The 26,549-nt window shown below is 64.4% G+C and carries 18 protein-coding genes and 2 tRNA genes; 9 read left to right on the top strand and 11 right to left on the bottom strand.

Features of this window, described 5'->3' with window-relative positions:
- Nucleotides 1-1,573 precede the first annotated feature (1,573 nt).
- The 4 genes from BLQ58_RS06700 to BLQ58_RS06685 all read right to left on the bottom strand — a co-directional run bounded on the left by BLQ58_RS06700 (nucleotide 1,574) and on the right by BLQ58_RS06685 (nucleotide 6,040).
- Entirely contained in the window at nucleotides 1,574-2,797 is a 1,224-nt protein-coding gene (locus BLQ58_RS06700; protein ID WP_092595756.1) for a glycosyltransferase family 87 protein, read from the bottom strand.
- 227 nt (nucleotides 2,798-3,024) lie between these two features.
- Nucleotides 3,025-4,281: a hypothetical protein gene (locus BLQ58_RS06695; protein WP_139186066.1), complete on the bottom strand. Its 1,257-nt coding sequence runs from the start codon at nucleotides 4,279-4,281 to the stop codon at nucleotides 3,025-3,027.
- Nucleotides 4,282-4,701: 420 nt separating this feature from the next.
- Nucleotides 4,702-5,064 carry a VanZ family protein gene (locus tag BLQ58_RS06690; RefSeq protein ID WP_254775832.1) on the bottom strand — a complete coding sequence of 121 codons (363 nt, stop codon included), beginning with the start codon at nucleotides 5,062-5,064 and terminating at the stop codon, nucleotides 4,702-4,704.
- Nucleotides 5,065-5,182: 118 nt separating this feature from the next.
- The gene (locus tag BLQ58_RS06685) at nucleotides 5,183-6,040 is read right to left on the bottom strand and encodes a 23S rRNA (adenine(2030)-N(6))-methyltransferase RlmJ (protein WP_092595752.1); all 858 of its coding nucleotides are present in this window, start codon (nucleotides 6,038-6,040) and stop codon (nucleotides 5,183-5,185) included.
- 162 nt (nucleotides 6,041-6,202) lie between these two features.
- Between BLQ58_RS06685 and mnmC the strand changes: the two genes are divergently transcribed.
- The 8 genes from mnmC to BLQ58_RS06645 all read left to right on the top strand — a co-directional run bounded on the left by mnmC (nucleotide 6,203) and on the right by BLQ58_RS06645 (nucleotide 17,283).
- Nucleotides 6,203-8,212, top strand: a complete 2,010-nt coding sequence (gene mnmC / locus BLQ58_RS06680) for a bifunctional tRNA (5-methylaminomethyl-2-thiouridine)(34)-methyltransferase MnmC2/FAD-dependent 5-carboxymethylaminomethyl-2-thiouridine(34) oxidoreductase MnmC1 (protein WP_092595750.1) — start codon at nucleotides 6,203-6,205, stop codon at nucleotides 8,210-8,212.
- A gap of 158 nt (nucleotides 8,213-8,370) precedes the next feature.
- Nucleotides 8,371-9,720 carry a trigger factor gene (tig, locus tag BLQ58_RS06675; RefSeq protein WP_092595748.1) on the top strand — a complete coding sequence of 450 codons (1,350 nt, stop codon included), beginning with the start codon at nucleotides 8,371-8,373 and terminating at the stop codon, nucleotides 9,718-9,720.
- Between the two features lie 105 nt (nucleotides 9,721-9,825).
- Nucleotides 9,826-10,476 carry an ATP-dependent Clp endopeptidase proteolytic subunit ClpP gene (clpP, locus tag BLQ58_RS06670; protein WP_008651661.1) on the top strand — a complete coding sequence of 217 codons (651 nt, stop codon included), beginning with the start codon at nucleotides 9,826-9,828 and terminating at the stop codon, nucleotides 10,474-10,476.
- Nucleotides 10,477-10,750: 274 nt separating this feature from the next.
- Nucleotides 10,751-12,028, top strand: coding sequence for an ATP-dependent Clp protease ATP-binding subunit ClpX (clpX, locus tag BLQ58_RS06665; protein ID WP_066738113.1), 1,278 nt, complete (start codon nucleotides 10,751-10,753; stop codon nucleotides 12,026-12,028).
- A gap of 267 nt (nucleotides 12,029-12,295) precedes the next feature.
- Nucleotides 12,296-14,707, top strand: coding sequence for an endopeptidase La (gene lon, locus BLQ58_RS06660; RefSeq protein WP_092595746.1), 2,412 nt, complete (start codon nucleotides 12,296-12,298; stop codon nucleotides 14,705-14,707).
- 226 nt (nucleotides 14,708-14,933) lie between these two features.
- A tRNA-Val gene (locus BLQ58_RS06655) sits at nucleotides 14,934-15,009 on the top strand.
- Between the two features lie 44 nt (nucleotides 15,010-15,053).
- Nucleotides 15,054-15,130, top strand: a tRNA-Asp gene (locus BLQ58_RS06650).
- A 206-nt stretch (nucleotides 15,131-15,336) separates the two neighbouring features.
- Entirely contained in the window at nucleotides 15,337-17,283 is a 1,947-nt protein-coding gene (locus BLQ58_RS06645) for a SurA N-terminal domain-containing protein (protein WP_092595744.1), read from the top strand.
- 89 nt (nucleotides 17,284-17,372) lie between these two features.
- On the opposite strand, the gene BLQ58_RS06640 is transcribed toward BLQ58_RS06645, so the two are convergent.
- On the bottom strand, nucleotides 17,373-17,969 hold the full coding sequence (locus BLQ58_RS06640) for an arylesterase (protein ID WP_254775831.1): 597 nt from the start codon (nucleotides 17,967-17,969) through the stop codon (nucleotides 17,373-17,375).
- Between the two features lie 97 nt (nucleotides 17,970-18,066).
- Between BLQ58_RS06640 and BLQ58_RS06635 the strand changes: the two genes are divergently transcribed.
- Entirely contained in the window at nucleotides 18,067-18,765 is a 699-nt protein-coding gene (locus BLQ58_RS06635) for an ABC transporter ATP-binding protein (RefSeq protein ID WP_092595742.1), read from the top strand.
- Nucleotides 18,766-18,824: 59 nt separating this feature from the next.
- Here the strand turns inward: BLQ58_RS06635 and pgi are convergent, their stop codons facing one another.
- The 6 genes from pgi to BLQ58_RS06605 all read right to left on the bottom strand — a co-directional run bounded on the left by pgi (nucleotide 18,825) and on the right by BLQ58_RS06605 (nucleotide 26,512).
- Nucleotides 18,825-20,453 (bottom strand): glucose-6-phosphate isomerase, encoded by a 1,629-nt coding sequence (gene pgi / locus BLQ58_RS06630; protein WP_092595740.1) that lies wholly within the window; start codon nucleotides 20,451-20,453, stop codon nucleotides 18,825-18,827.
- A gap of 280 nt (nucleotides 20,454-20,733) precedes the next feature.
- Nucleotides 20,734-21,681, bottom strand: coding sequence for a DMT family transporter (locus BLQ58_RS06625; protein WP_092595738.1), 948 nt, complete (start codon nucleotides 21,679-21,681; stop codon nucleotides 20,734-20,736).
- Nucleotides 21,678-23,309 carry an NAD(P)H-hydrate dehydratase gene (locus tag BLQ58_RS06620; protein ID WP_092595736.1) on the bottom strand — a complete coding sequence of 544 codons (1,632 nt, stop codon included), beginning with the start codon at nucleotides 23,307-23,309 and terminating at the stop codon, nucleotides 21,678-21,680. Before BLQ58_RS06620 ends, BLQ58_RS06625 begins: the two co-directional genes overlap by 4 nt.
- Before the next feature lie 6 nt (nucleotides 23,310-23,315).
- Complete coding sequence (locus tag BLQ58_RS06615; RefSeq protein ID WP_092595734.1) at nucleotides 23,316-24,611, bottom strand: D-amino acid dehydrogenase; 1,296 nt, start codon at nucleotides 24,609-24,611, stop codon at nucleotides 23,316-23,318.
- Nucleotides 24,612-24,650: 39 nt separating this feature from the next.
- Complete coding sequence (locus BLQ58_RS06610; RefSeq protein WP_092595732.1) at nucleotides 24,651-25,961, bottom strand: TRAP transporter large permease; 1,311 nt, start codon at nucleotides 25,959-25,961, stop codon at nucleotides 24,651-24,653.
- Nucleotides 25,961-26,512, bottom strand: a complete 552-nt coding sequence (locus tag BLQ58_RS06605; protein ID WP_092595730.1) for a TRAP transporter small permease subunit — start codon at nucleotides 26,510-26,512, stop codon at nucleotides 25,961-25,963. Before BLQ58_RS06605 ends, BLQ58_RS06610 begins: the two co-directional genes overlap by 1 nt.
- Between the last annotated feature and the right edge of the window lie 37 nt (nucleotides 26,513-26,549).

Raw genomic sequence — 26,549 nt, 5'->3', positions numbered from 1 at the left:
GGGAGGGGTCGAGACCTGGAGCACGTCCGTGCTTGGGTCGCTATTGCTCTCTGTAGGCCAGGCGTGTCGTACAAGATCAATGAACTCGTCGGTTCGCATTCAAGCTGCCTCATGCTGATAGAAATGGACGTGCTGCACGCGGCATCCCCTCCGAATGGAGCACTAGACATTCAAATTTTGCCGCATCTGGAAGTCTGTGAGGGTAATGTGACTAGGACTACCCGACGACCGATATGTCATCCTTCAGCGCGCCACTTCGACCCCGCCTCGCCGGCGCGCCTCGTAGGTCAGTTTTGATGCACGCGTGCGGCGCCGCTTCCACCCGCCAGTCTTGGCGCCAGCGGACGACGTACGACAGCAGTGAAATTTTCAATTCTCGGCGCCTATCGTCGCAACAAGCCTCCAGTACATCGCTCCGGGGCGATGCCGCTTCAATCCTATGAACTAGGGCAGGGTCCGGAAAAAGGTAACCTCGGTAACTAAGCCCGAAAATGCCGTCTAACTACATGATTTATAAGGAAAGCGGTGGTTACCTTTGGAAGGTAATCTTGGGTAACCTAAAAGGTAACCTCTCGCTAAGTCATTGATTTTATTGAGGGGGTGATTTGGAAGGTGTTACCTATGAAAAAGGTAATCTGGTTACCTTAAAGTTACCCCAATGTTACCTTTTGCTCGAAACCCGCTAAGCCTTGCACCACAACGGTTTGCGGGCAATTCTCCAGACGTGGTTACCAAGGTTACCTTTTTCCGGTGCCCCCACCGACTTTCACCATCCGGCGGAAATTGGCTGTATGTATATACAGTGGTGAGGCAAAGTGCTTATGCAGCTTGGACAGATCAAGCAGAGAGAAGCGACGGCCGTCTTTCGTCTCGATTCCGCCGGTTAGCTCACGCACTGCCACGCTCACCGGGTCGGATCATCCAATGGCTCGGCCCGAACGGCCGTCCAGAAGTAATGCGAGTGCCGGCCGTGCTTGGCCCGCCGGCGCTCGACCGAAACATGCACGAGGCCCAGCTCTCCCGCCTCCACCACGACCGTCGCGGCGCCGGGCCCGATCGCCGTAGGAGGAGGGAGTGAGTTCACCGCTTGCGCAACATAAACGCCAGGCACTCGGCCAAGGATTCCGTTTTCGGTGGGGACGATGTCGCCAGGCGCGGCAGCGTTTGTGGGGATTTGGCAGGTCCGAGCCAGTCTGTTGTTACCCATGATGCACTGTTGAGTACTGTATATTTATACAGTATATGGCCGAGTGCAACGGCCTGTAAACTTGGCGCGTCCCCGTGGGGAGAGCCCCTCACATAACAGAATCGGGCGAGCTACAAGTCCCCAGGATTCCCCCGGAAGTCTGCTAACGCGCTGATTTCCCAGCGCTCACGCTTCCCCTCCCTCGCACCAACCTACCTCTTTGTTGCGTAATCGCAACATTTGCACTCCACGCCAATCGGTGGCACTTAGTGCCGCGAAGCCAAGCCCAGCAAAGGCCGGCGGGTGATTTCCCCCCTTTGTCGTCGCGCAATCGGCAGCACTTCCAGTTCTTCGACCTCGTAGGGCCGTTGTCGATGACGCCGGTGGTCAACAAGTGCGCCGGGATGTCTCTCCGCAGGCGTCGGTTGATTCGCGTGCCGTCGCCGAATGCCGCCGCACCACGATGATCAGCAAGGCGATCATTACGGCCGGGAGAACGTTCAGGTATTGGTGAAGGTACGCTGAGAGGACGGCTTGGGCGGGCGCCAGCCAGGCTGCGCCGATGACAATCCATTCCATGCGCCCCAGCGCCACGGCCCGGTGGTCACGAATGAGAAGGACGAGCGGCAAGATTAGCCACACCAGGTCATAGAACATGATGTAGGGCTGCACCAGCAACGTGGCGATAATGAGCGAGGCGGCCCTGAGTTCGAATCTGGCCCGCCGCGTCCACAGATAAGCCAATGCAAGGACCGCGGGTGTCACCACAACACCATGCAACAGGTAGGAAGCAGTGACCGACAAGCCAGCGCTTCGGCCCAGCGCGAAGGCAGTTGGCATACCGGGCCACATCATGATGCCGCCTTGCTCTACCGCCAGCGTGCTGAACTGCGGCAGGAATTCCGCAAATGCCAGCCAGGCATCTACGCCGAACGCCAGAAGGCTCGCGCCGACAATTGCAAGGGTGCAAAGTGCGGATACGCCGAATGTCTTCCATTGCCCGGCACAGACGAGCGCCAGCGGGAACAGCACGCCAAATTGCGGCTTGATGGCGAGCATGGCGATGCATACTCCCGCAAGAGCGGTCTCAGCCTCGATCATGGCCAGTGCAGCGCCGGCAGCCGCAACCGTGAACAGGGAATTCTGCCCTAGCCCGATAGCAATGGCGACGCCGGGGAACGCCAGCAGCAGCGGCAGATATGCGCGGTCGATCCCGCGGCAGAGGCGCGCGAGCACGGCCCCATAGGCCAGCAATCCGAGCATGGAGTAAATGGACAGAGCCATACCAAAGGGCAACTGCCCAAACGGCAAGACTGCCAGCAGAAATGTCGGTGGATACGGCCAGGCGGAATAGGTGTCGAGCCCTAACGCGAGTTCCATCGGCTGCATCCACTGTGGCGAAAAGACGGCGGCGGCTCCATGCGCCATGGCCACCTTTGCCGCAGACCAGAAAATCGCGAAGTCGATGCCGACCATCGGAGATGAGTGGTCTTCCACGATGTAGAGCCGGAAGATCCATATGCCCAATACGAGGATCTGGATGGCGAGAGCCGCCAAGGCGTAGACCGTCAGGCGGCGCGTGGACGGGCGCTCGTTATTCGACGACGACATAGGCCCCCTGCGGGATGGCTTGTTTGCCGAGTCTACTTCGTCGAACACTACGTAGACACCGCCCAGTAGGGGGAAAGTGTTTTCCCTCACCACCTCCCTGGGCCAGAAAGCAAACTGGCGACGCTCAATGAAGCCGGGGCGCTTGATCGCGCAAATCTGCGCGTCAAAAGTGCGTCATTGCGCTCTTTCGCCCATCCGGGCGGGTGCGCTTGTACCGCATTGCATACCTAACGTGTTAGTCCGGCCGTATCGGCCACCAGCAAGACTTTGTCGTGCATGCCCGCCAGCACGCGTTCACGCGCTTCGCTGTTCCGGCGCAGGCCGAGGCCGGATTGGTTCTCGGCGGCCTTGACCAGGGCCAGGACGTCGATCGTGCGCGATTTGGAGGATGGGCTGGTCGAATCTTCCTCGAGATGGCCCATGACGTATTTCTGGGTATGGCGCGACTGGTCGACCGATTGCGTGATCGTTGCCTTCATCAGGTCGCCCTTGCGATAGGCGAATTCTGATTCGCTGCTGGCCTTGTCGTGGATTTGTTCGTAGTAGTAGTTTTGCGAGTACGGGCTTTCGTCCAGGGACAGCGGCGTGTCGGCGGACAGGGCGCTGTGGTAGCTGGCATCCAGGCTCGACTGCTGTTGCTGCCTGGCGCCGCGGTCGGCCTGGCCGCGGCCTAGCAGCTGGGTGGTTTGCGAGGCCTGATAGTCGAATGTGTCCGTCTCGTCGGAGCGCAGCGGATTGATGGAGGCGGGCGCCTGCGAGATCGAGGCCGAGAAGTCGGCAAGCCCCGTCAGCATGCCGTGGTCGCCGGCGCTGAAGCTGAAGCGCGATTGCTGGGTGGTGGCGGTGTTGTAGTGACTATGCAGGGCGCTGAAAGCGTCCTTGAACATGGCGATCAGCGCGGCGTCGCCCTGGCCGCGCGCCTTGGCGTCGTCGAACTGCTTCAGGTACTGGCTGACGGCCTTGGCTTGTTGCGCCGGGGTGCCGAAAATCGTCGGGTTGCTGGTGTCGACGCTGAGCTTTATCGTGCCGGTCGGTCCGGTCGACGTCAGCGACCGCACCTTGTCGTCGGCCTGAAAATCAAGTGTCTGCGTCTGATTGCCGCCTAGGGCCAGGTTTGCCTGCAGATGCACGGACGCAAACTGGGTGGCGTCGTATTGCATCAAGCCGTTCACGTCGATGCGCGGCGGCACCTCGTTCAGCGCGTCGATCGATTTCTGGAACGCTGCCGAGAGTTTTCCGATTGCCTCGCGCTCACCATCGGACAGTTGGCCGTCGCTGACCGTTGCCTGCACGCGCAGGCGGTCCCCGTCGCTGCCCAGCGTGATGCCTACCTTGGCGCCGCCGCGTGTGGTGATGGTCAGCTGGATTTCGTTGCTCGAGTGGGCTTGAAAGCTCGACGACGCCACCGCGTCGATCGGCTCGTCGGCGGGCAACTGGATGATCGACTGCGAGAAACTGCCGCCGCCGCCAGCGATCTGGTTCATCAGTGCCTCGCCAAGACCGCTGAATCGCGCGGATAGCTTGGACGCCGATACGTTGCCTGCCATGCGCATCGAGATCGGATCACCGATCGCATGCTCCCAGACCGGGGTCGGGCCCATGCTTTTGGCAGAATAGGTTGGCCAGTTGGCCGGCAGGGGCGTGGCCCGGCTCAGCGTGACAGACGTTGCGGACGATCCCTCGCCCTGCGCTGGCGCGCCGGTGGCTGCCGACGCGGAATTGGCACGGGCTGTGCCGGCGAGAACTTGCGACCCTACGGAAGAGATGGCGACCATTTGATCCACGAAGCTTGACGCGATGTGGAGTATTAACGACATATTAAGCGCCGGCTTGAGGCGCGATTTCCGTAGGAGGCGCCGCCGGTGCGATGCCCGATGCGGGGTGTCTGCGTCGTCTGGTCAGGGTCAGGTGCTGCCCGATGTCGATCGTCCGGCGCGGATCGCGCGAAAACCGAGCGCCATCCCGATCCCGATGCCCAACACGTCGGCCAGCAGGTCGGCCCAGGAAGAAGTGCGATAGGTCGTCAGCGACTGAAGGACCTCGATCGCCGCGCCGTAGGCCGTCAGGGCCAAGGCCAGTTGCCAGATCCGCGCCGGCCAGGCGCGGAGGCCCAGTACGGCCAGCGTGCCGAATGCCAGCAGGTGATTCGTCTTATCCCAGCCGGTGGACGGTTCGGCCGTATCCGGCGGCAGCAGCGAGAGCACCAGCACCGCCAGTGCGCAGATCGAGAAGAGAAAGCGATAGTGGGTCGGTGTCAGGCGTGTCACGGCGATCTCGGCGGTCCGGGCATGTTGGGGGCATCCCCTGGCGGGAATCCTGTCACCATCGCGCGCCCGATCGCCCCAGTCTGTGGGCTGCGGCACAGAAGAGCCGGCCACCGCACCGTTAGTTGTCGAGCGATTCGAGCGTGAAGCCGGCGCCGGCGTCCTGGCCTAGCAATTCCACGAGCTTTGGCATCGCTTCCTGCAGTGCAGCCTTGAGCGTCCACGGCGGATTGACCACGAACATGCCGCTGCCGTGCAGACCCAGGCCGCCTTCCACCGGATGCTTGACGGTCAAGGTCACATGCAGCCAGCTCTTGAGCGGAAGCCGTTTCAGTTGCGCTGGCAACTGGACAGACTCGCGGCGCTGCACTTCGGGATACCAGATCGCATAAACGCCATTCGCAAACCGTTCCAGGCCCGCCTTGAGCGTGTCGACCGTGCGCGCATAGTCCTGCTTGTCTTCGTAGGAAGGGTCGATCAGCACCAGCGCGCGGCGCGGTGGCGGGGGCAGGATGGCCTTGATGCCGTTGAAGCCGTCGCCGTCATAGAGCATGACCTTCCGACCCGCGCCACGGAAGTTGTCGCGAAGCACCTGGATTTCGGTGCTATGAAGTTCGAACAGCCGCAAACGGTCGGCATCTCGCAGCATCTGCCAGGCCAGCCAGGGTGATCCCGGATAGTGCTTGAGATTCCCATCCTGGTTCAGTTCGCGAACCTGCTCAAGATAGGCTTCGAGCAGTTCGGGCAGGGCCTGGCCCTTGGCCGCGGCGCGCCACAGCGGCGCGATGCCGGTCTCGAATTCCGACTTTTTCTGCGCGTAGGCATGATCCAGCGCGTACAGGCCAGCCCCGGCATGCGTGTCGACGTACCAGAACGGTTTGTCCTTCTGCGTCAGATAGTCGAGCAACTGGACGACAACGGCGTGCTTGAGGACATCGGCGTGATTGCCGGCGTGAAAGGCGTGACGATAACTGAGCATGGCAAGGCGGGATGACGGCGCGCAAACTCCAGTCAGACAAAGGCCGGCAGGCGTCCAGTCAGACAAAGGCCGGCAGGCGGTCTGCGCGAAGGGGGCTATGCTACCATCCGCCGCCATTTCCGGCCGTTTTCCTGTCGTACTTGCTCCTGTTTCCGTCCTGCCATGCCGTGTACCCTTGAGGCCGCCGAGCCCATCCTGTCCGACGACGGCATCCCGTATTCGCCGCGTTACGACGACGTCTATCACAGCACTGCAGGCGGCCTGGCACAGGCCCGGCATGTCTTCCTGGGTGGCAACGGATTGCCGGCCAACTGGGCTGGGCGCGAGCAATTCGTCATCGTCGAGACCGGCTTCGGGCAGGGGCTGAACTTCCTGGCCACCTGGCAGGCCTGGCGCAACGCGCCGCAGCGCTGCGCGCGCCTGCACTTTGTTTCCATCGAAAAGCACCCGTTCACGCGGGAAGGGCTGGCACAGTTGCATGCCGGTTTGGGCGATCTGCTGCCGCTGGCCGCGCAACTCCAGCAGCAGTGGCCCGACGCGCTGCCGGGCCTGCATCGCCTGACGTTCGAGGGCGGGGCGTTGACGCTGACGCTGGCGTTCGGCGACGTGCAGGCCATGCTGCCGAAGCTCGTGGCTGGCGCCGATGCGTTCTACCTCGACGGCTTCTCGCCGTCGCGCAACGCCGACATGTGGTCGGACATCGTGTTTCGCGGCCTGGCCCGGATGGCACGCATGGGGGCGACACTGGCTACCTACACGGCGGCCGGATTCGTGCGCCGGGGCCTGCAGGCCGCTGGCTTCGAAGTCAGCAAGGCTCCCGGATTTGGCGGCAAACGTGACATGACAGTCGCACGCTTTGCGCCCGTCTGGAAAAATCGCCGCCACGCGCCGCCCGACGCCGCTCGCTGGGCCGAGCGGCATGCCATCGTCATCGGCGCGGGGCTGGCCGGATGCGCGGTCACCGAGCGGTTGGCCGCGCGCGGCTGGCGCGTCACGCTGTTCGATGCCCACGACGGGCCGGCGCGCCAGACCTCCGGGCATCGCGCGGCGGCCATGCACGCGCACGTTTCGGCCGACGACAGCCTGCTGTCGCGGCTGTCGCGCGCCGGGAACCTGCATGCCTTGCGTGCGTGGCGGGCGCTGGCCGACGCCGGCCATCCGGTGGGATGGCATGGCTGCGGCGTGTTGCAGACCGGCGAGGATGACATCGAAAACGCGGCGCAACATGCCGCACTTGACGCACTGGGCTTTCCCGAATCGTTCGTGCGATGGATGTCGCCTGGCGAGGCTGCGGCGTCCCACGGCGCCACGGTGAGCCGTGGCGGGCTCTGGTTTCCGCAGGGCGGGTGGGTGGCGCCGCCCGATATCTGCCGGGCCCAGCTGGCCGCCGCCGGCAACCGGCTGGATGCCCGCTTCGGATGTCGGGTGGCGGCCATCGAGCATGTCGATGGAAAGTGGCTTGCTCGCGATGCATCGGGCGCGGTGCTGGCCAGCGCGCCGGTACTGGTGGTGGCAAATGCGCACGAGGCCGAACGGCTGGTGCCGGCCGGCTTCCTGGCGCTGCGCCGCGTACGCGGGCAACTGACCGATCTGACCCCTGCCCATGTCGAAGCGCTGGGCGGATGGCCCGACTGCGTGGTGACCGGCAGCGGCTATCTGTTGCCGCGTGGCGAGCAGGGTGGGGCCCGGGTGGGTTCCAGCTACGAGCCCGACACGGGCCCGCTGGCCGAAAGCGCCGCGGTACATGCCGCCAACCTGGGGCGTGTGGCGTCGCTGCTTCCCGACCGGGCAGCCGCGCTGGCCCGGATCGACGCTGGGACGCTGACGGGTTACGTGGGCGTGCGCACCGTCACGCACAACCGCCTGCCGCTGATCGGCCACATGGCCGACGAGCCGCAGGCGCTGGCACACGCCGGTGCGCTCCGCGGCGCGCATTTGCGCGACCTGCCTCGTCTGCCTGGGCTCTACGCGGCTCTTGCATACGCGTCGCGCGGCCTCACATGGGCCGCACTGGGCGCCGAACTGATCGCCTGCCAGCTTGAAGGTGAACCGCTGCCCCTGGAGGCGGATCTGGCCGATGCCGTCGATCCGGCCCGTCTGCTTCTGCGCGCACTGCGTCGTGGGCAGGCGGCAGACCCGTCGGGGCAGGATCCGGAGCCGGATCCAGACTGACTAGGGTAAAAACTGCCGGAAGCGAATGAAAACCGTGCGATAATCCGCGTTTTCCGTTTGCGCGGAGAACTCCGCTCGCGAGCACTGGCCGCGGCCAGGCGGCAAGGTGCGCAGACGGATGCGCTGACAACAACTATTTCTGGATTGGATTAACGACCATGTCGAACGTCATTGAAAACCTCGGCAAGCTGGACCGCAAGGTGACCCTGGCTATTCCCAAGGCCGAAGTGCAGAAGGAAACGCAGGAACGCCTGGTACGTCTGTCGAAGACCGTGAAAATGTCCGGTTTCCGTCCGGGCAAGGTGCCGATGAAGATGGTCGAGAAGCAATACGGCCAGCAGGTGGAATTCGAAGTGCGCTTCGACAAGGCCGCCCGCAAGTTCTTCGACATCACCCAGGCCCAGGACGTGAAGGTGGCCGGTCAGCCGAAGTTCGACATCAAGACCGAAGGCGTTGCCGACGACGAACTGGCTTTCGAAGCCACCTTCGAGGTGTATCCGGAAGTCAAGATCGGCGAGCTGGCATCGGCCGAAGTAACCCGCACCAAGACCGAGATCGGCGACGCCGAGATCGACAAGACCGTCGACATCCTGCGCAAGCAGCGTGTGCACTACCACCACCGCGGTGAAGCCGGCGCCCATGGCGACGGTGGCGCCGAAGTGGATGCCAAGAACGGCGATCGCGTGACGATCGACTTCGTCGGCAAGATCGACGGCGTGGAATTCGCCGGCGGCAAGGCCGAAGACTTCGTGTACGTGCTGGGCGAAGGCCGCATGCTGCCCGAGTTCGAGCAGGCCACGCTGGGCCTGAAGGAAGGCGAGAGCAAGACGTTCCCGCTGACGTTCCCCGAGGACTACCACGGCAAGGAAGTGGCCGGCAAGACCGCCGAGTTCACGATCACGCTGAAGAAGGTCGAGTGGGCGCACATGCCGGAAGTGGACGATGCGTTCGCAAAGTCGCTCGGCATCGCTGACGGCAGCGTCGAAAAGATGCGCGCCGACATCCGCGAAAACCTGGAGCGCGAAGTCAAGCGCCGCACGCATTCCATGCTGAAGGACGAAGTCATGGAAGCCCTGCTGAAGGTCAGCGAGCTGGACGTGCCGAAGGCCCTGATCGAACAGGATCAGGAACGCCTGGTGGAAATGGCTCGTCGTGACCTCGAGCAGCGTGGCATGCCGAACGCCAAGGACATGCCGATTCCGGCCGAGATGTTCGCCCAGCAGGCCGAACGCCGCGTGAAGCTGGGCCTGATCCTGGCCGAGATCGTCAAGGCCAACGGCCTGGAAGCCAAGCCGGAACAGGTCAAGGCCGAGATCGAGGACTTCGCGAAGAGCTACGAAGACCCGAAGGAAGTCATGCGCTGGTACTACGGTGACCAGCAGCGCCTGGCCGAGATGGAAGCCTACGTGCTCGAAAACAACGTGGTAAATTTCGTGTGCGACAAGGCCAAGGTTACGGACAAGTCGGTGTCGTTCGAGGAACTCACCGCCGCGCCCGCACAAGCCTGAGGTCGGGCAAGACCGGATGCCGCGCGTTGACGCGGCGGCGGTCCGTGTCAACCGGCCTCGCGCGCTGGCCGGTTGACACCATTCCTGAATATCTGGAGAACCTGCATGACCCGCAATGATTTGCTTGATCGTCTCGCCACCACGCAGGCTTCTGCCCTGGAGACCCAGGGTCTCGGACTGGTGCCGATGGTTGTCGAGCAGTCCGGCCGGGGCGAGCGCGCGTACGACATCTACTCGCGCCTGCTCAAGGAACGCGTCGTCTTCATGGTTGGCGAGGTCAACGACCAGACCGCCAACCTGGTGGTGGCGCAGCTGCTGTTCCTGGAAAGCGAAAACCCGGACAAGGACGTGTCGCTGTACATCAATTCGCCCGGCGGTTCGGTTTCGGCTGGTCTGGCGATCTACGACACGATGCAGTTCATCAAGCCCGACGTGCAGACCCTGTGCATGGGCATGGCGGCGAGCATGGGCGCGTTCCTGCTGGCTGCAGGTGCCAAGGGCAAGCGCAGCGCGCTGCCGAACTCGCGCATCATGATTCACCAGCCGCTGGGCGGTGCGCGTGGCCAGGCCTCGGACATCGAGATCCAGGCGCGCGAGATCCTGTACCTGCGCGAGCGGCTGAACAGCATCCTGTCGGAAGTCACCGGGCAGCCGGTCGAGAAGATTGCCCGCGATACCGATCGCGACAACTTCATGAGCGGCGACCAGGCGGTGGACTACGGTCTGATCGACAAGGTGATTACCCGCCGCAGTTGAAATTTGGCCGGTGTGTCGGCACATCAGCCCGGAAGCATCCATCGGAAGCATCCGGGCGGTGACCGGCAAGGCCGGGCACCTGCCGCATTGGCTTGCGTCGTGCCAAATGACGAAGGCTACACCGGAACGAGGCTGTGCGCCTCGTTTTTGCGTTTTGCCCCACACGCAGGGGACGCCGCCGACTGCGCCAATTGTTTTGGCGTATGATGCGTTTAATGCGTTTCCCGCCCGTACGTTTCTGGCGGGATCCACACTGCTAATGTGACTGATTCCTATGGCGGACAAAAAAGGTTCATCCAGCGAGAAACTTCTCTACTGCTCGTTCTGCGGCAAGAGCCAGCACGAGGTAAAGAAGCTCATCGCGGGCCCGTCGGTGTTCATTTGCGACGAATGCATCGACCTGTGCAACGAGATCATTCGTGACGAGGCCGCCGCGACCGACAAGGACGCCGCCGCTGTCACGCGCTCGGATCTGCCCACGCCCCACGAAATCCGCGAAAGCCTTGACCAGTACGTGATTGGTCAGGAACAGGCCAAGAAGATTCTGGCCGTGGCGGTCTACAACCACTACAAGCGTCTGAAGCACCTCGGCAAGAAGGACGACGTCGAGCTGTCGAAGAGCAACATCCTGCTGATCGGGCCCACCGGCTCGGGCAAGACGCTGCTCGCCCAGACGCTGGCGCGCCTGCTCAACGTGCCGTTCGTGATCGCCGACGCCACCACGCTGACCGAAGCCGGTTACGTGGGGGAAGACGTCGAGAACATCATTCAGAAGCTGCTGCAGAACTGCAATTACGAGGTCGAGAAGGCCCAGCGCGGCATCGTCTACATCGACGAAATCGACAAGATCTCGCGCAAGTCCGACAACCCGTCCATCACGCGTGACGTGTCGGGCGAGGGCGTGCAGCAGGCGCTGCTGAAGCTGATCGAAGGCACCATGGCCTCGGTACCGCCGCAGGGCGGCCGCAAGCATCCGAATCAGGACTTCCTGCAGGTGGATACGACGAACATCCTGTTCATCTGCGGTGGCGCATTCGACGGCCTGGAAAAGGTCATCATGCAGCGTTCGGACAAGACCGGCATCGGTTTTGACGCACAGGTGCAGAGCAAGGAAGAGCGCGAGGTCAGCGAGGTGCTTCCGCAGACCGAGCCCGAGGATCTGATCAAGTTCGGTCTGATCCCGGAACTCATCGGGCGTCTGCCGGTGGTGGCAACGTTGGCCAAGCTGGACGAAGCCGCGCTGATGCAGATCCTGGTCGAGCCGAAGAACGCGCTGGTCAAGCAGTATCAGAAGCTGCTTGCCATGGAAGGCGTCGAGCTGGAAATTCGCCCGGCTGCGCTGACCGCGATCGCGCGCAAGGCCATCCGTCGCAAGACGGGCGCCCGTGGCCTGCGTTCGATTCTCGAACAATCGCTGATGGACGTCATGTACGACCTGCCCAACTACAAGGGCGTGCAGAAGGTGGTGATCGACGAAAGCACGATTACTGGCGACGCACCGCCGCTGCTGATGTACGAAGAGCAGCAGCCCAAGGTGGCAGGATCGAACTGAGCGAGGCCCAACTGACGCCGAACGTGCCGGACCCACGTGGTCCCAACCATACTGGCGACACTTTCAAGCTGCCGTTCGCTGGAAAGCGAGCGGCTTTTTTTCTTCAATTCCACAAACTAACGGGAGCAAACGCGGGTATGCTGTTTCAGAGTGGGTCGCGGGTGCAGTTTACGGCACGTTTTTTTAGTGTCGGGAATTGATGACGGGTATCTTGCAATCGAATCCCGAGACCCTATTTACGCCTTAAATGACTGACTGGGGAAAATGATGTCCGGAACACAACTCCTCCCGGCTGAGCCGATTCGCCTGCCACTGTTGCCGCTGCGCGACGTGGTGGTGTTTCCGCACATGGTGATCCCACTGTTCGTGGGACGCCCGAAGTCCATCAAGGCGCTCGAGACTGCGATGGAGTCGGGCAAGAGCATCATGCTCGTGGCACAGAAGACGGCCGCCAAAGACGAACCGACAGCCGAAGACCTCTATGAGGTTGGCTGCATCGCCAATATCCTGCAAATGCTGAAGCTGCCCGACGGTACCGTAAAGGTGCTGGTCGAGGGTACGCAACGTGCAAACATCACCGAGGTGAGCGAGGACGATTCGCACTTCATGTGCGAAGCCGTGCCTGTGCCGCCCGCACCGGCTGAATCGGCCGAGACCGAGGCCCTGCGCCGCGCGATCGTGTCGCAGTTCGACCAGTACGTAAAGCTCAACAAGAAGATCCCGCCGGAGATCCTGACATCGCTGTCGGGCATCGACGAGGCTGGCCGCCTGGCCGACACCATTGCCGCGCATCTGCCGATCAAGCTCGAGCAGAAGCAGAAGATCCTGGAAATGGTGAAGGTGACGGAACGCCTGGAGAGTCTGCTGTCGCAGCTCGAGGGCGAGATCGACATCCTGCAGGTGGAAAAGCGCATCCGTGGTCGCGTCAAGCGCCAGATGGAAAAGTCTCAGCGCGAGTACTACCTGAACGAGCAGGTCAAGGCCATCCAGAAGGAACTGGGTGAGGGCGAGGAAGGTGCAGACCTTGAAGAGCTGGATAAGCGCATCAAGGCCGCACGCATGCCCAAGGAGGCCAAGAAGAAGGCCGACGCCGAGTTCAAGAAGCTCAAGCTGATGTCGCCGATGTCCGCCGAGGCGACTGTCGTGCGTAACTACATCGACACGCTGGTCAACCTGCCGTGGCGCAAGAAGAGCAAGGTCAATAACGACCTGGCCAACGCGGAGCGCGTGCTGGACGAAGACCACTACGGTCTGGAAAAGGTCAAGGAACGTATCCTTGAGTATCTTGCCGTGCAACAGCGCGTGGACAAGGTGAAGGCGCCGATCCTGTGCCTGGTCGGGCCTCCCGGGGTGGGCAAGACGTCGCTGGGCCAGTCGGTGGCACGCGCCACGAATCGCAAGTTCGTGCGCATGGCGCTGGGTGGTGTGCGTGACGAGGCCGAGATTCGCGGTCACCGCCGTACGTACATCGGGTCGATGCCGGGCAAGATTCTGCAGAGCCTGTCGAAGGTTGGCGTGCGCAATCCGCTGTTCCTGCTCGACGAGATCGACAAGATGGGCATGGACTTCCGCGGCGACCCGTCGTCGGCCCTGCTCGAAGTGCTGGACCCGGAACAGAACCACACGTTCCAGGACCACTACATCGAAGTGGACTTCGACCTGTCGGACGTGATGTTCGTGGCGACGTCGAACTCGCTGAACATTCCGCCGCCGCTGCTGGACCGGATGGAAGTGATCCGTCTGTCGGGTTACACCGAGGACGAGAAGGTGAACATCGCCACGCGCTACCTGCTGCCGAAACAGATCCGCAACAATGGTCTGAAGCAGGGCGAGATCGAAGTCACCGAAGCGGCCATCCGCGACATCATTCGCTACTACACGCGTGAAGCGGGCGTCCGTTCGCTGGAACGCGAGGTGTCGAAGATTGCCCGCAAGGTGGTCAAGCTGCTGCTGCTGAAGAAGGAGTCGGGCGCGGTAAAGGTGGATTCCGAGAACCTCGACAAATTCCTCGGCGTGCGCAAGTACGACTTCGGCCTGGCCAACAAGGAAAACCAGGTGGGCCAGGTGACTGGTCTGGCGTGGACGGAGGTGGGCGGCGATCTGCTGACCATCGAAGCCGCGATCATGCCGGGCAAGGGCAACATCTCGCGTACCGGCTCGCTGGGCGACGTGATGAAGGAGTCGGTCGAGGCCGCGCGCTCGGTGGTGCGTTCGCGCGCACGTCGTCTGGGTATTGCGGATGAGATGTTCGAGAAGCGCGACATCCACATCCACGTGCCCGAAGGCGCCACGCCCAAGGATGGTCCGTCGGCCGGTATCGCGATGACCACCGTGCTGGTGTCGGTGCTGACGGGAATTCCCGTGCGTGCCGATGTGGCGATGACCGGCGAGATCACGCTGCGCGGCGAAGTGCTGCCGATCGGTGGCCTCAAGGAAAAGCTGCTGGCTGCCCACCGTGGCGGTATCAAGCTGGCGCTGATTCCCGAGGAAAACGTGAAGGACCTGGCGGACATCCCCGACAACGTCAAGAACGCCATCGAGATCGTGCCCGTGCGCTGGATCGACAAGGTGCTGGAGCTGGCACTCGAGCGCAAGCCCGAGGCGCTGCCCGAGGAAGACGCCAAGCCTTCCGAAGTGGCGGACAAGGGCGAGGCCAAGGTCGAGCGCATTCATCACTGATCGACGCCATCGTTGAAACGCCAAGAGCCGCGGGTTAGCCCCCGCGGCTTTTTTGTTTGCGCGGCCAGCGTGATGCAAGAGAATCGTGCAATCAACGCTTGGCAAATCGAAAAGTCTCGTATTACAATCGCGGCCTCGCAACGCAAACAGCGGCAACGAAGCAGTAACCGCCGAATCGTGCGCAGCGAGAATTACCTTGCAGGCAACTGGCTTGCGTGGTCCATGTGGGTGCTTAGCTCAGCTGGTAGAGCGGCGCCCTTACAAGGCGTAGGTCGGGGGTTCGAACCCCTCAGCACCCACCACACTGGATCGCAGCGCACAGGTCTTGCAGGTAGCGCCGACGCAAGGAGTGGTAGTTCAGTCGGTTAGAATACCGGCCTGTCACGCCGGGGGTCGCGGGTTCGAGTCCCGTCCACTCCGCCAACATAAAAGCCCGCAATCGCGGGCTTTTTGTTTTTGCATCTTCTGATCCGCGCAGCGAGCGTCCCAGTTCGCTGGCCCGAACGTGCAAGCATCCTGACGCAAACTCACTCCACGCCACATATTCCGCAGGTCTGGCGTCCTGCTCCTGATAGAATCGCAAAGTTTGACTGTCGGCCCAAAGGCCTCAACCCTTTCACCCGAAAAGCATGCTTGATTTCGTACGCAACAACCGGCGCCTGATGCTTTTGCTGCTGCTGGTGCTTGTCTTCCCGTCGTTCGTGTTCTTCGGTGTCGAGAGCTACTCGCGCTTCATGGACAGCTCGCATGACGCCGCCAAGGTCGATGGCCGTACCATCACCGTGCAGGAAGTCGACAACGTGATGCGTGACCAGACCGAGCGCATGCGTCAGATGCTTGGCAGCAACTACGACCCGCGCATGTTCGAGAGCGCCGCCGCACGCCAGTCCGTGCTGGACCAGCTGATTTTGCAGCGCGTGGTGGCCGACGCCACGGCCAAGAAGAATCTGACCGTTTCGAACGAGCAGCTACGCCAGGCCATCGAGTCCATTCCGGCGATCGCCCAACTGCGCAGTCCGGACGGCAAGCTCGACGAGAAAGCCTATATCCAGTTGCTGGCCCAGCAGGGCATGACGCCCGAACAGCTCGACGCCCGCATGCGTTTCGAAATGGCGACGCAGCAACTGGGCGGCGCCGTGGGCACCACCGCTTTCGTGCCGAAGTCGCTGCTCGACCGCCTGATCGCCATCCGCGACCAGCAGCGCGACGTGCAGGCCCTGCTGATCAAGCCCGCTGATTTCACTTCCAAGGTGACGTCCGATGCCGCCGCGCTGAAGGCCTACTACGAATCGCATCTGTCGGCCTACACCACCCCCGAGCAGGCCAAGGTTGAGTACGTGGTGCTGTCCGGCGATGCCATGGCAGCCAGTCAGACCGTGACGCCGGAAGAGCTGAAGTCCTACTACGACAGCAATGCCCAGCGTTTTCGTACGGAAGAGCAGCGCCGCGCCAGCCACATCCTGATCACGGTTCCGAAGGACGCCAAGGACGCGGATCGCAAGGCCGCCAAGGACAAGGCCCAGAAGCTGCTGGAAGACGTGCGCAAGCACCCGGAAACGTTCGCGGACGTGGCGAAGAAGAACTCGCAGGATCCGGGCTCGGCAGAGAAGGGCGGCGACCTCGGCTTCATGGGTCGTGGTGCACTGGTCAAGCCGTTCGAGGACGCCATGTACGCGCTCAAGGACGGCCAGATCAGCGATCTCGTGGAGACCGACTACGGCTACCACATCATCAAGCTGACCGGCATCAAGCCGGCTGCCACCCAGCCGCTGGAAGAAGTGCGTCCGGAACTCGAGGCCGAGCTGAAGAAGCAGCTGGCCAGCAAGAAGTACACGGAGCAGGCGGACGCCTTCGGCAATACCGTCTATGAACAGTCCGACAGCCTGAAGCCGGCAGCCGACAAGTTCAAGCTGACGATCCAGACCGCCGACAATGTCACGCGCCAGCCGAACCCGGCCCTGGGCAAGGACAATCCGCTCAACAACGACAAGGTGCTCAAGGCCCTGTTCAGCGGCGACGCGATCAAGAACAAGCGCAATACCGAGGCCATCCAGGTGGGCCCGACGACGCTGGTGGCGGCGCGTATCGTCGACTACCGCCCGGCGACCGCGCGCAAGTTCGAGGACGTGGAAGCCCAGGTGCGCCAGGCATATGTTGCGCAGCAGGCGGCCGAACTGGCCCGCAAGGATGGCGAGGCCAGGCTCGAGGCGCTGAAGAAGGCCGACAGCGCCAGCGGGTTCGGCCCGACGGTCACGGTGTCGCGCGCCAAGGCCGACAACCTGTCGCCGAAGGCCGTCGACGCCATCATGCGTGCCGACGCCACCAAGCTGCCGTCGGTGGTGGGTGTGGACCTGGGTGCGGACGGCTATGCGATCTATCGCATCAGCAAGGTCAGCACGCCGACGGAAGCCAATGCCTCGCAGCGCCAGGCCGATGCGCAACAGCTGAGCCAGCTCGCCGGCCAGACCGAACTGGCGGCCTACTATGAAGCGCTGAAGGCGCAGGCAAAGGTCAAGATCCTGCATCCGGTGAAGTCGGATGACCTGTCCCCGGCCAGCGAAGCCGCCGCGCACTGATACGGCGCGCTACGCCGGATGGCAAAAAGCCCCTGCAGGTGCATACCGCAGGGGCTTTTTCTTTACTGCCAGGGATGCGCGGCGCAGGATCAGCGGCGCTTGGCAGGCGCCTTCAGCAGCGGCTTCAGCGCAGGCCAGACCGTGTCGAGCAACGTCGGCTGGGCGGCCGATGTCGGATGAATCCGGTCTTCCTGGAACCATTCGGGCCGTGTCACGACTTTGTCGAGCAGGAACGGTACCAGCTGGGTCCGGTATTCCCCGGCGAGCTTCGGGAAGAGTCCGACGAACCGCTCGGTGTAGTCGGCGCCGTAGTTCGGCGGGATGCGCATGCCCACCAGCACCACCTGTGCGCCGGCCTTCTGGGCATCGCCGATGATGCCGCGCAGGTTGGCTTCGGTCGATGGCAGCGACAGGCCGCGCAGCGCGTCGTTGGCGCCGAGTTCCACGATCACGATGGCGGGCTTGTGCCGCTTGAGCAGGTCCGGGAGCCGGGTCTTGCCGCCGACCGTGGTCTCGCCGCTGATGCTGGCATTCACGACGCTATAATCGAACCGCTCGCGGCGCAGGCGGTCCTGAAGCAGGCTTGCCCAGCCCGTGCCGCGTGCAATGCCATATTCGGCCGACAGGCTGTCTCCCAGCACCAGCACCGCGGGCCCGGCCGATGCAGTGGCCGTGCCCTGCGCCATGGCGGGCGGCGCCGGCAGTGAACCGAACAGGGCGACCGCTGTCGCACTACAAGCTGCCAGCATCCGCCGGCGACCAACGTTTGCAATCCTCTCGCGCATGTCCTCTTCCATTCTTGCTGTCGAGTCCCTCGGAAAGACCGTAGCTGACACGACGGGTTCGCTGACGATTCTGCACGACGTCTCGTTTTCCGTCACGGCCGGTGAAACGCTGGCCATCGTTGGCGCTTCGGGGTCGGGCAAATCCACGCTGCTCGGCCTGCTGGCCGGGCTTGACCTGCCCAGCAACGGGTCGGTCCGCCTGCACGGGCAGGATATCTTCCAGCTCGATGAAGACCAGCGCGCCGCGCTGCGCGGTCGCCATGTCGGCTTTGTGTTCCAGTCGTTCCAGCTCGTCGGGCACCTTACCGCGCTGGAAAACGTGATGCTGCCGCTGGAGCTGCGCGGAGAAACGGGGCGCGTACGCGAGCGTGCCACGGAAATGCTCGAACGTGTGGGACTGGGCAAGCGCCTGACGCACTATCCGCGGACGCTGTCGGGTGGCGAGCAGCAGCGCGTGGCACTGGCCCGCGCCTTCGTGGCACGGCCGGACATCCTGTTTGCCGACGAGCCTACCGGCAGCCTGGACACCGCTACCGGCGAAGCCGTGATCGCGCTGATGTTCGAACTCAATCGCGATGCCGGCTCGACGCTGGTACTGGTGACGCACGACCGCTCGGTGGCGGCGCGTTGCGGCCGCATCCTGACGATCGATGCCGGCCGGGTGGCCAGCGACGAGCTGATGGGTACGGAAATCTAGGCGGCTACCGGCCAGGCGAGGATGAAAGGGCCGCGCGGGCCCAGATCCGGCTGCCCGGCTCAGCCGCGCCCGAGCACGCCGCGTGCACGGGCGATCAGCGCAGCGGTCGACGCATCATGCGTGGCCGTGCCCTGGCCAGTCAGTTCCTGTTCGATGGGGCGCGCCAGGATCTTGCCCAGTTCCACGCCCCACTGGTCGAACGAATTGATGTTCCACACCACGCCCTGCACGAAGGTGCGGTGCTCGTAGAGGGCGATCAGCGCGCCCAGCACGTGGGGCGTCAGGTCTTCCATCAGCAGCGTATTGCTGGGGCGGTTACCCTCGAAAACCATATGCGGAATGCGCGCCTCGTCGGTGACCCCGGCGGCGCGCAATTCATCGGCGCCACGGCCGCGCATCAGCGCCTCGGCCTGGGCAAAGCAGTTGGCAAGCAGCTTGGCGTGATGGCCGGGCACGTCGCGCGGTGGCACCAGCGGCGCCACGAAGTCCACAGGTACGATCTGCGAGCCCTGATGGATCATCTGGAAATAGGCATGCTGGCCGTTGGTACCCGCCGTGCCCCAGACCACAGGCGATGTTTCCACGTGTGCCGGGTCGCCGTTCAGCTGCACCGACTTCCCGTTGCTCTCCATCTCCAGTTGCTGCAGGAAGGCCGGGAACAGCTCAAGCGACGTGGAATACGGCGCCATGCAGCTGGTCGGCATTCCAAAGAAATTGCGATACCAGATGCCGAGCATGCCCATGACCACGGGCATGTTCCGCGCCAGCGGGGCCGTGCGGAAATGATCGTCCATGGCCCGGCCACCGAGCAGCAGGTCTTCGAACGCGTCGAAGCCCACGGCGAGCGCGATCGACAGGCCAACGGACGACCAGAGCGAAAAGCGGCCGCCGATCCAGTCCCAGAATTCGAACATGTTAGCCGGGTCGATGCCGAACTTGACCACGGCTTCGCGGTTGGTGGACACGGCAACGAAATGGCGTGCCAACTGGTTCTCGGCCACGCCGTGACGCAGGAACCAGTCGCGCATGCTGCATGCGTTGGCCATGGTTTCGAGCGTCGTGAACGTCTTCGAGCACACGATGACCAGCGTGCGTGCCGGGTCCAGCCGTACTAGGGTTTCGGCCAGTTCGGTCCCGTCGACATTGGACACGAAATGCATGCGTGGCCCTTTGGGATCCGCCAGGTGGGCCAGGGCGCGGCACACCATGCGCGGCCCGAGGTCCGAACCGCCAATGCCGATGTTGACGATGTCGGTGATGGTCTGGCCGTTGAAGCCGGTCCAGCCGCCGGTGCGCACGCGGGCGGCGAAATCGCGCATGCGGTGCAACACGTCGTTGATGCCGGGCATGACCGATGCCCCATCCACCTTGAACGGGGCGTCGGGCAGGGCGCGCAATGCCACGTGCAGCGCGGCGCGGTCTTCCGTCGTATTGATATGCTCGCCGGCGAACATGGCGTCGCGGCGCTGGGCCACGCCTGCTTCTTCGGCCAGCTTCATGAGCAGGGCAAAGGTCTCGAACGTGATGCGGTTCTTCGAGAAGTCGAGGTACAGGCCGGCGGCTTCCAGCGAGAAGTCCTCGACGCGGCGGGCGGCTTCGGCCTCGGCGAACCACTGCTGCATCGGCGTATGGCGGATGGCATCGTAGTGGTGGCGCAGGGCAGTCCAGGCGTGGAGTTCAGTCGGCATGGGGTGTTCTGAAATTCTCGGGGCATTGGCCCGCCGTAACGGGCCTGAGCGCAAGTATATCGCTCCGATGTGATGTCAAAAGCCGAAAGTAGCAGCAAAACGTAACGCCACTTGCGGCATCGGCAAAACCTTAACAGGCGATGTCTCCCCGCCGTATCGGGCGTTGTCCGACGTGCGGGGTGGCTTTGTGCGCGGGGCTGCCCAGTGTTTGTGCGCCGTAACGGTGGCGGGGTATGTGCGCCAGCGCGCGTTTGCCGCGGTGGGCCGCAGGCTCGAGCGACTATCGGCGCAGCCGCGTGGCCAACCGGCGCAGTAGGGGCTCGCCGCCTGCGACGCACAGGCCGCCTGCGCAGATCACGGCGATGCCAAGGGCGGTGGTCCAGTCCGGCAGATGGCCGAATGCGAAGTATCCGACCACGGTGGCGGAAAAGATCTGCAGATACAGGAACGGGCTCAGGAACGATGCGTCGGCATACTGGAATGCGCGGATCACAAAGTAATGCCCAAGCGACCCGGTGAGCCCTGCCGACAGCAGCAGCGCCCCTTGGGCCAGGGTTGGCACCGACTCGAACCAGAAGAACGGCACCAGCAGCGTGGTCAGCGCGGCACCTGTCACGCCGCTCTGGATCAGCGTTGTCATGGGCGCGTCATGGGCGGCGATGCGGCGCGTCAGCATCTGCAGCAGCGCAAACAGCAGCGCCGACAGCAGTCCCAGCCCCACGCCCACGGCGTCGAGTTCGCCGCCGGGGCGGACCACCACCAGCATGCCGGCGAAGCCGATGCCAACGCCGATCCAACGTGTCCAGCGCGCATGCACGCCGGGGCGCTCGCCCAGCAGCCACGGCGACAGCGCTACCACGATCAGCGGCGCACAGAAGTTCAGCGCGGTAGCGGTGGCCAGCGGCATCAGCTTCAGCACGCTGAAGAACACCAGCGTCGAGGCCAGCATCAGCGCGCCGCGCAGCCACTGCAGGCGCGGCGCGGCAGGACGCGACTGCCGTTGCCAGCGCGCCGGCCCGATCAGCAGGAAGATCGCCACCACGTGGCCGAGATACCGGACCCACGCCACGGCCACCACGGGCAGGCCCTGCTGGGTCAGCGTCTTGCCCGTGGCGTCGAGCAGGCTCAGGATCCATTGCCCGATAACGAGCAGGGCGATGCCGGTCAGCAGGCGGCGCCGCGCGCCATCGCCATTTTCGCCGCCGGCCAGTGTGGCAGCCTGAGTCATGCCGCGCCGCCTTGCAGCAACGCGTTGAAGATGGCCCGTGCGGGCAGGTAGAGTTCGCTCGCGGTCAGGCCGGCGGGGCCCGTGCCGGCGTCCACGAGTCGATCGGCGGCACGCCCGTGAATCCAGACGCCAGCACGTGCGGCGGACAGCATCGGCACGCCTTGCGCCAGCAACGCGCCAATCATGCCGGCCAGCACATCGCCGGTGCCGGCCGTGGACAATCCCGCATTGCCGGTGGGATTGATGGTGGCGGGCGCGCCTTCGGCCGTCGCAATGACCGTGCCGGATCCCTTCAGTACGACCGTGGCCTTCCAACTGGTGGCCAGTGCGTGCGCCGCAGCCAGGCGGTCGCGCTGCACGTCTGCCACATTGCTGCCCAGCAGGCGCGCCGCTTCGAGGGGGTGCGGCGTCATCACGTAGTCCAGCCCGCTGTCGATCAGCGACTGGTTCAGGGTCTCGTCCGAAGCCAGCAGGTTCAGGCCGTCGGCGTCGAGCACCAGCGGCACCGGCGGCGCCGCGTTGGCACAGAAGTCGATCAGCTTGACCAGTTGCTTGCGCGCGACCGTGCCAATGCCCATGCCGGGCCCGGCCACGAAAGCCGACATCGCATCGAGCGACAGTTCTGTCGCCTGATGCAGCATCAGTTCCGGGTGAACCGGATCAATGGCCGGTGCCGGCTGGGCCAGGAAGCCCACGTGCACGCGGCCCGAGCCGAGATGCAACGCGGCACGCGCGCCCAGCAGCGGTGCGCCGGTCATGCCATGGTTGCCGCCGATCACGGCCAGGCTGCCGAAGCGGCCCTTGTTCGCGGCGTGATCGCGGCGTGGCAGCGCATGCAGGAACGCGCCGGGCTGGTTGACGATGGCCACCGGCCGCTCGGCGGGCGGATAGTCCAGGCCCAGCGGGGCGATGTCGATGGCGCCTGCGCAGTCCCGGCCATCCAGCGTCAGCAGGCCCGGCTTGGCGCCCAGGAACGTCAGTGTGCGGCGCGCCCGCACGGCTGGCTGCCCTGCGCCCGTATCGGCAAAGAGCCCGCTCGGGATGTCCAGCGCATACACCGGCAGGTGTGAAGCGTTGAGATGCGCGATCCAGCGTGCCATATCGCCATCGGCGGCACGGTTCAGACCGATGCCAAGCAAGCCGTCGACGACCGCGACGCAGCCCGTAGGCCAGGGCGGCAAGGGCGCATCGGGGTCGGGATGCGTTGCCAGCAGCGGCACGCCGGCGGAGCGGGCGTTGAACCAGGCGCGCGCGGCATCGGCCGGCAACTGGTCTGCTTCGGCAACCAGCCAGGCTTCGACCAGGCGGCCGGCCTGATGCAGGCGCGTGGCGGCGACCAGCGCATCGCCGCCGTTGTTGCCACGGCCGGCCAGGAACAGGATGCGGCCACTGGGCACATGCTGGTGGAGCCAGTCTGCCGCGGCGGCGCCGGCGCGCGACATCAGCGTGAACGGTGCCGTGGCGTTCAGGCCCGCCTGTTCGACCCGGCGGATCGCCGCCACGTCGTAGAGCGGCGTCGGATCTTCACCGGCCGCGTCGAGCGGGATCCACGCGGGCGCGGCGGCGGTCTCGGCGGGGGCGCCCGGCTGGGTCGCGGACGGGGAGGAAGCGGGGACGTCGGTAGTCATGTCGGCTCACGCGGGCGCCAGCCGGTAGCGTGCCGGGGTCAATCCCTCCATGTCGATGGCGGGCCCCGGACCCTGGCCGGCGCTGGCGGCAATCTGGTCTGCGGCAATTTTGCCCGAACCGCAGCTCATCGCCCAGCCCGTGGAGCCGTGTCCCAGGTTCAGGAACAGCCCCGGCACGCGCGTGGCGCCGATCAGCGGCGGGCCGTCAGGCAACATCGGCCGCGCGCCGGCCCACAGCGTGGCTTCCTGATAGTTGCCGGCCACCGGAAACCAGTCGCGTGCCACCTTGATCAGCGTGTTCAGTGCGGCGGGACGCAGGTCCAGCCGCCGCGAGCCCAGTTCGGCGGTACCGGCCACGCGCAGGCGGTTGCCCATGCGCGTGATGGCGACCTTGAACGATTCGTCCATCAGCGCACCGAGCGGCGCCTGCAGTTCATCGCGCACCATGACCGTGGCTGAATAGCCCTTGACCGGATAGATCGGCACGCGCAGCCCGAGCGAGCGCAGCAGGCGGGCACTGCCCACGCCGGCGGCCACCAGCACGCGATCGGCATGGAGTACCTCGGGCGTGGCCCCCCGCTGCGTGGGGGCCAGTTCGACTGACAGCGTGCCCGACTGGTCGGCCCGCACCCGGGCCACGTCGGTCTGGAAGCGGAACTCCACCCCGGCGGCATCGGCGTGCTGGTGCAGGCGGCGCACGAACATGGGGCAGTTGCCCGATTCGTCCTCCGGCAGGTGCAGGCCGCCGGCCAGCGGGGTGTCGTCGGTCAGGCCCGGTTCGATCTGCCGGCACCCGGCGGCATCCACCAGCCGGTGCGGCACATTGTTCTCGCGCAGCAGCGCCAGGGCTGGCGCCGCCAGTTCGAGGTCTTTACCGGTGCGGAACAGCTGCAGGTAGCCACGCGACTGCTCGTATTCGATCTCCAGCTCGTCGCGCAGCAGATGCAGGCATTGGCGGCTGTAGAACGCCAGGCGCTGCATGCGCAGCTTGTTGGTGCGATAGCGTTCGACATCGCATTCGCGCAGCCATCGGCCGATCCAGCGCCACATCGCCGGATCGACCCCGGGCCGGAACAGAACGGGCGATTCGCGTCGGAACAGCGCACGCAGCACCTTGCCCGGCATGCCCGGCGCGGCCCACGGGGTGACGTAGCCCGGTGCGATCACGCCGGCATTGCCAAAGCTGGCTTCCTGCGCGGCCGCGCCGCGGCGGTCCAGCACGGTGACGGTGAAACCGGCCTGGCGCAGATACCAGGCCGAGCAGACGCCGATGGCGCCGGCGCCGATGACGATCACGTGCATCCGGGTGGGTTTCCTGTGGATGACTGCGGGTTTCCGGGCTTACTTGAGCTCCTTCGCCATCACCACGTCGGGCAGCCAGGTGACCACGGTGGGCCACACCGTGATGATGCCGATGGCAACGACCATCATCATGAAGAACGGCAGGGACACGCGCGCTATATAGTTGCTGTCCTTGCCGGTCATGCTCTGGAGCACGAAGAGGTTGAAGCCCACTGGCGGCGTCACCTCGGCGATTTCCACCAGCAGCACGATGAAGATGCCAAACCATACCAGATCGAACCCGGCCGCCTGCACCATCGGCAGCACCGTGGCGGTGGTCAGCGCGATCATCGAGATGCCGTCCAGCGCCGTGCCCAGCAGGATGTAGATCACGGTCAGCACCGCGATCAGCGCCCAGGGCGACAGGTGCAGCGCGGCGACCCACTCGGCCAGCGCCCGCGGGATGCCCGTGAAGCTCATGGTGACCGACAGGAATGACGTGGCGCCCAGTACGAACATGATCATCGCGGTCAGGCGGGTGGCCGACATCAGGCTTTCCCAGAACGCCTTGCGCGTCAGGGATCCGCCCGCCCAGGCCAGGCCCAGCGATGCCACCACGCCGTAGGCGGCCGCCTCGGTCGCGGTGGAGTAGCCGGCCATCATGATCCAGGTGATGAACGCGATCAGGATGATGCAGGGCATCAGCTGCCGGATGGAGGCCAGGCGGGCGCCCCAGCCGAAGGTTTCGGCAGGCGGGGTCCGCTTCGGATTCATCAGCGCCCAGACCACGATATAGCCCGAGAACAGCAGCATCAGCAGGAGCCCAGGCAGGAAGCCGGCCAGGAACACGCGGATGATCGACACATCGGCCGATACCGCATACACGACCATCGTGATCGACGGCGGTATCAGGATGCCCAGCGTGCCGGCGCACGACAACGAGCCCAGCGTGACGCGTTCGTCGTAGCCGCGCCGGGTCAGTTCGGGCAGGGCGGACTTGGCGATCGTGGCGCAGGTGGCGGCCGACGAGCCCGAGACCGACCCGAAGATGCCGCAGCCCAGGATGTTAACGTGCATGAGGCGGCCCGGCAGCCAGTTCAGCCACGGCGACAGGCCGTTGAACATCTGCTCGGACAGCTTGGTACGGAACAGGATTTCGCCCATCCACACGAACAGCGGCAGCGACGCCAGCGTATACGAGGCGCTGGACGACCACCACGCGTTGGCCAGGTTCACCAGTGCGTCGTGGTCGGAGAAGATCACCAGGCCCACCCATGACGTGACGGCGATGGCCACGGGGATCCAGGCGCCGATGGCCAGGAACACGATCATGACCAGCAACAGGACCAGTGCAACGAGTACGGTGCTCATCAGACGGTCTCCCCGAAATCGCCGGCGGCCAGCTTGGCTTCCTGCGCCACCTGGTAGCGCGGCTTCTGCCGGCGCACCACGCGCTGCCATTCGTCGGCCACGGCCAGCAGGAAGCCGATGGCACCGAGTACGGCAAAGCTCTGCGGAATCCAGAGCGGAATCACGATCTGGCCTTGCGAGACATCGTTGATGTCCCAGCTTTGCCAGGCGAACGTGCCCAGCGCCCACGCGGCATAGGCGGCGAACACCAGGCAGATCGTGAGCGATACCACTTCCAGCGGCCAGCGTCGGCGGGGACCGACCGCATCGAGCAGCATCTCGACGCGCACGATGCCGCCGTGCTGGAAGGTCTGGCCAAGGACCAGAAAGGCGGATGCCGCGCACAGCCAGGCGACGATGTCGTCGCCGCCCTTGAGCACGAACAGGGTCTCGCGCGAGATCGACATCGCGATCATGACGATACAGACCGCCAGGATGCAGAGCGCGCCGAGGGCGGCAAACGCGTCAAGCAGATGGTCGAGCCATCGCTTCTTGATGAGGGGGTCTTCCATGGGATAACAGGCTACCGGTAGGACTGCGAACAGCATG

Source organism: Ralstonia sp. 25mfcol4.1 (genome assembly GCF_900104095.1).
In the GTDB taxonomy this organism is placed as follows: Bacteria; Pseudomonadota; Gammaproteobacteria; order Burkholderiales; family Burkholderiaceae; genus Cupriavidus.
This window is presented reverse-complemented; position numbering and strand designations above follow the sequence as displayed.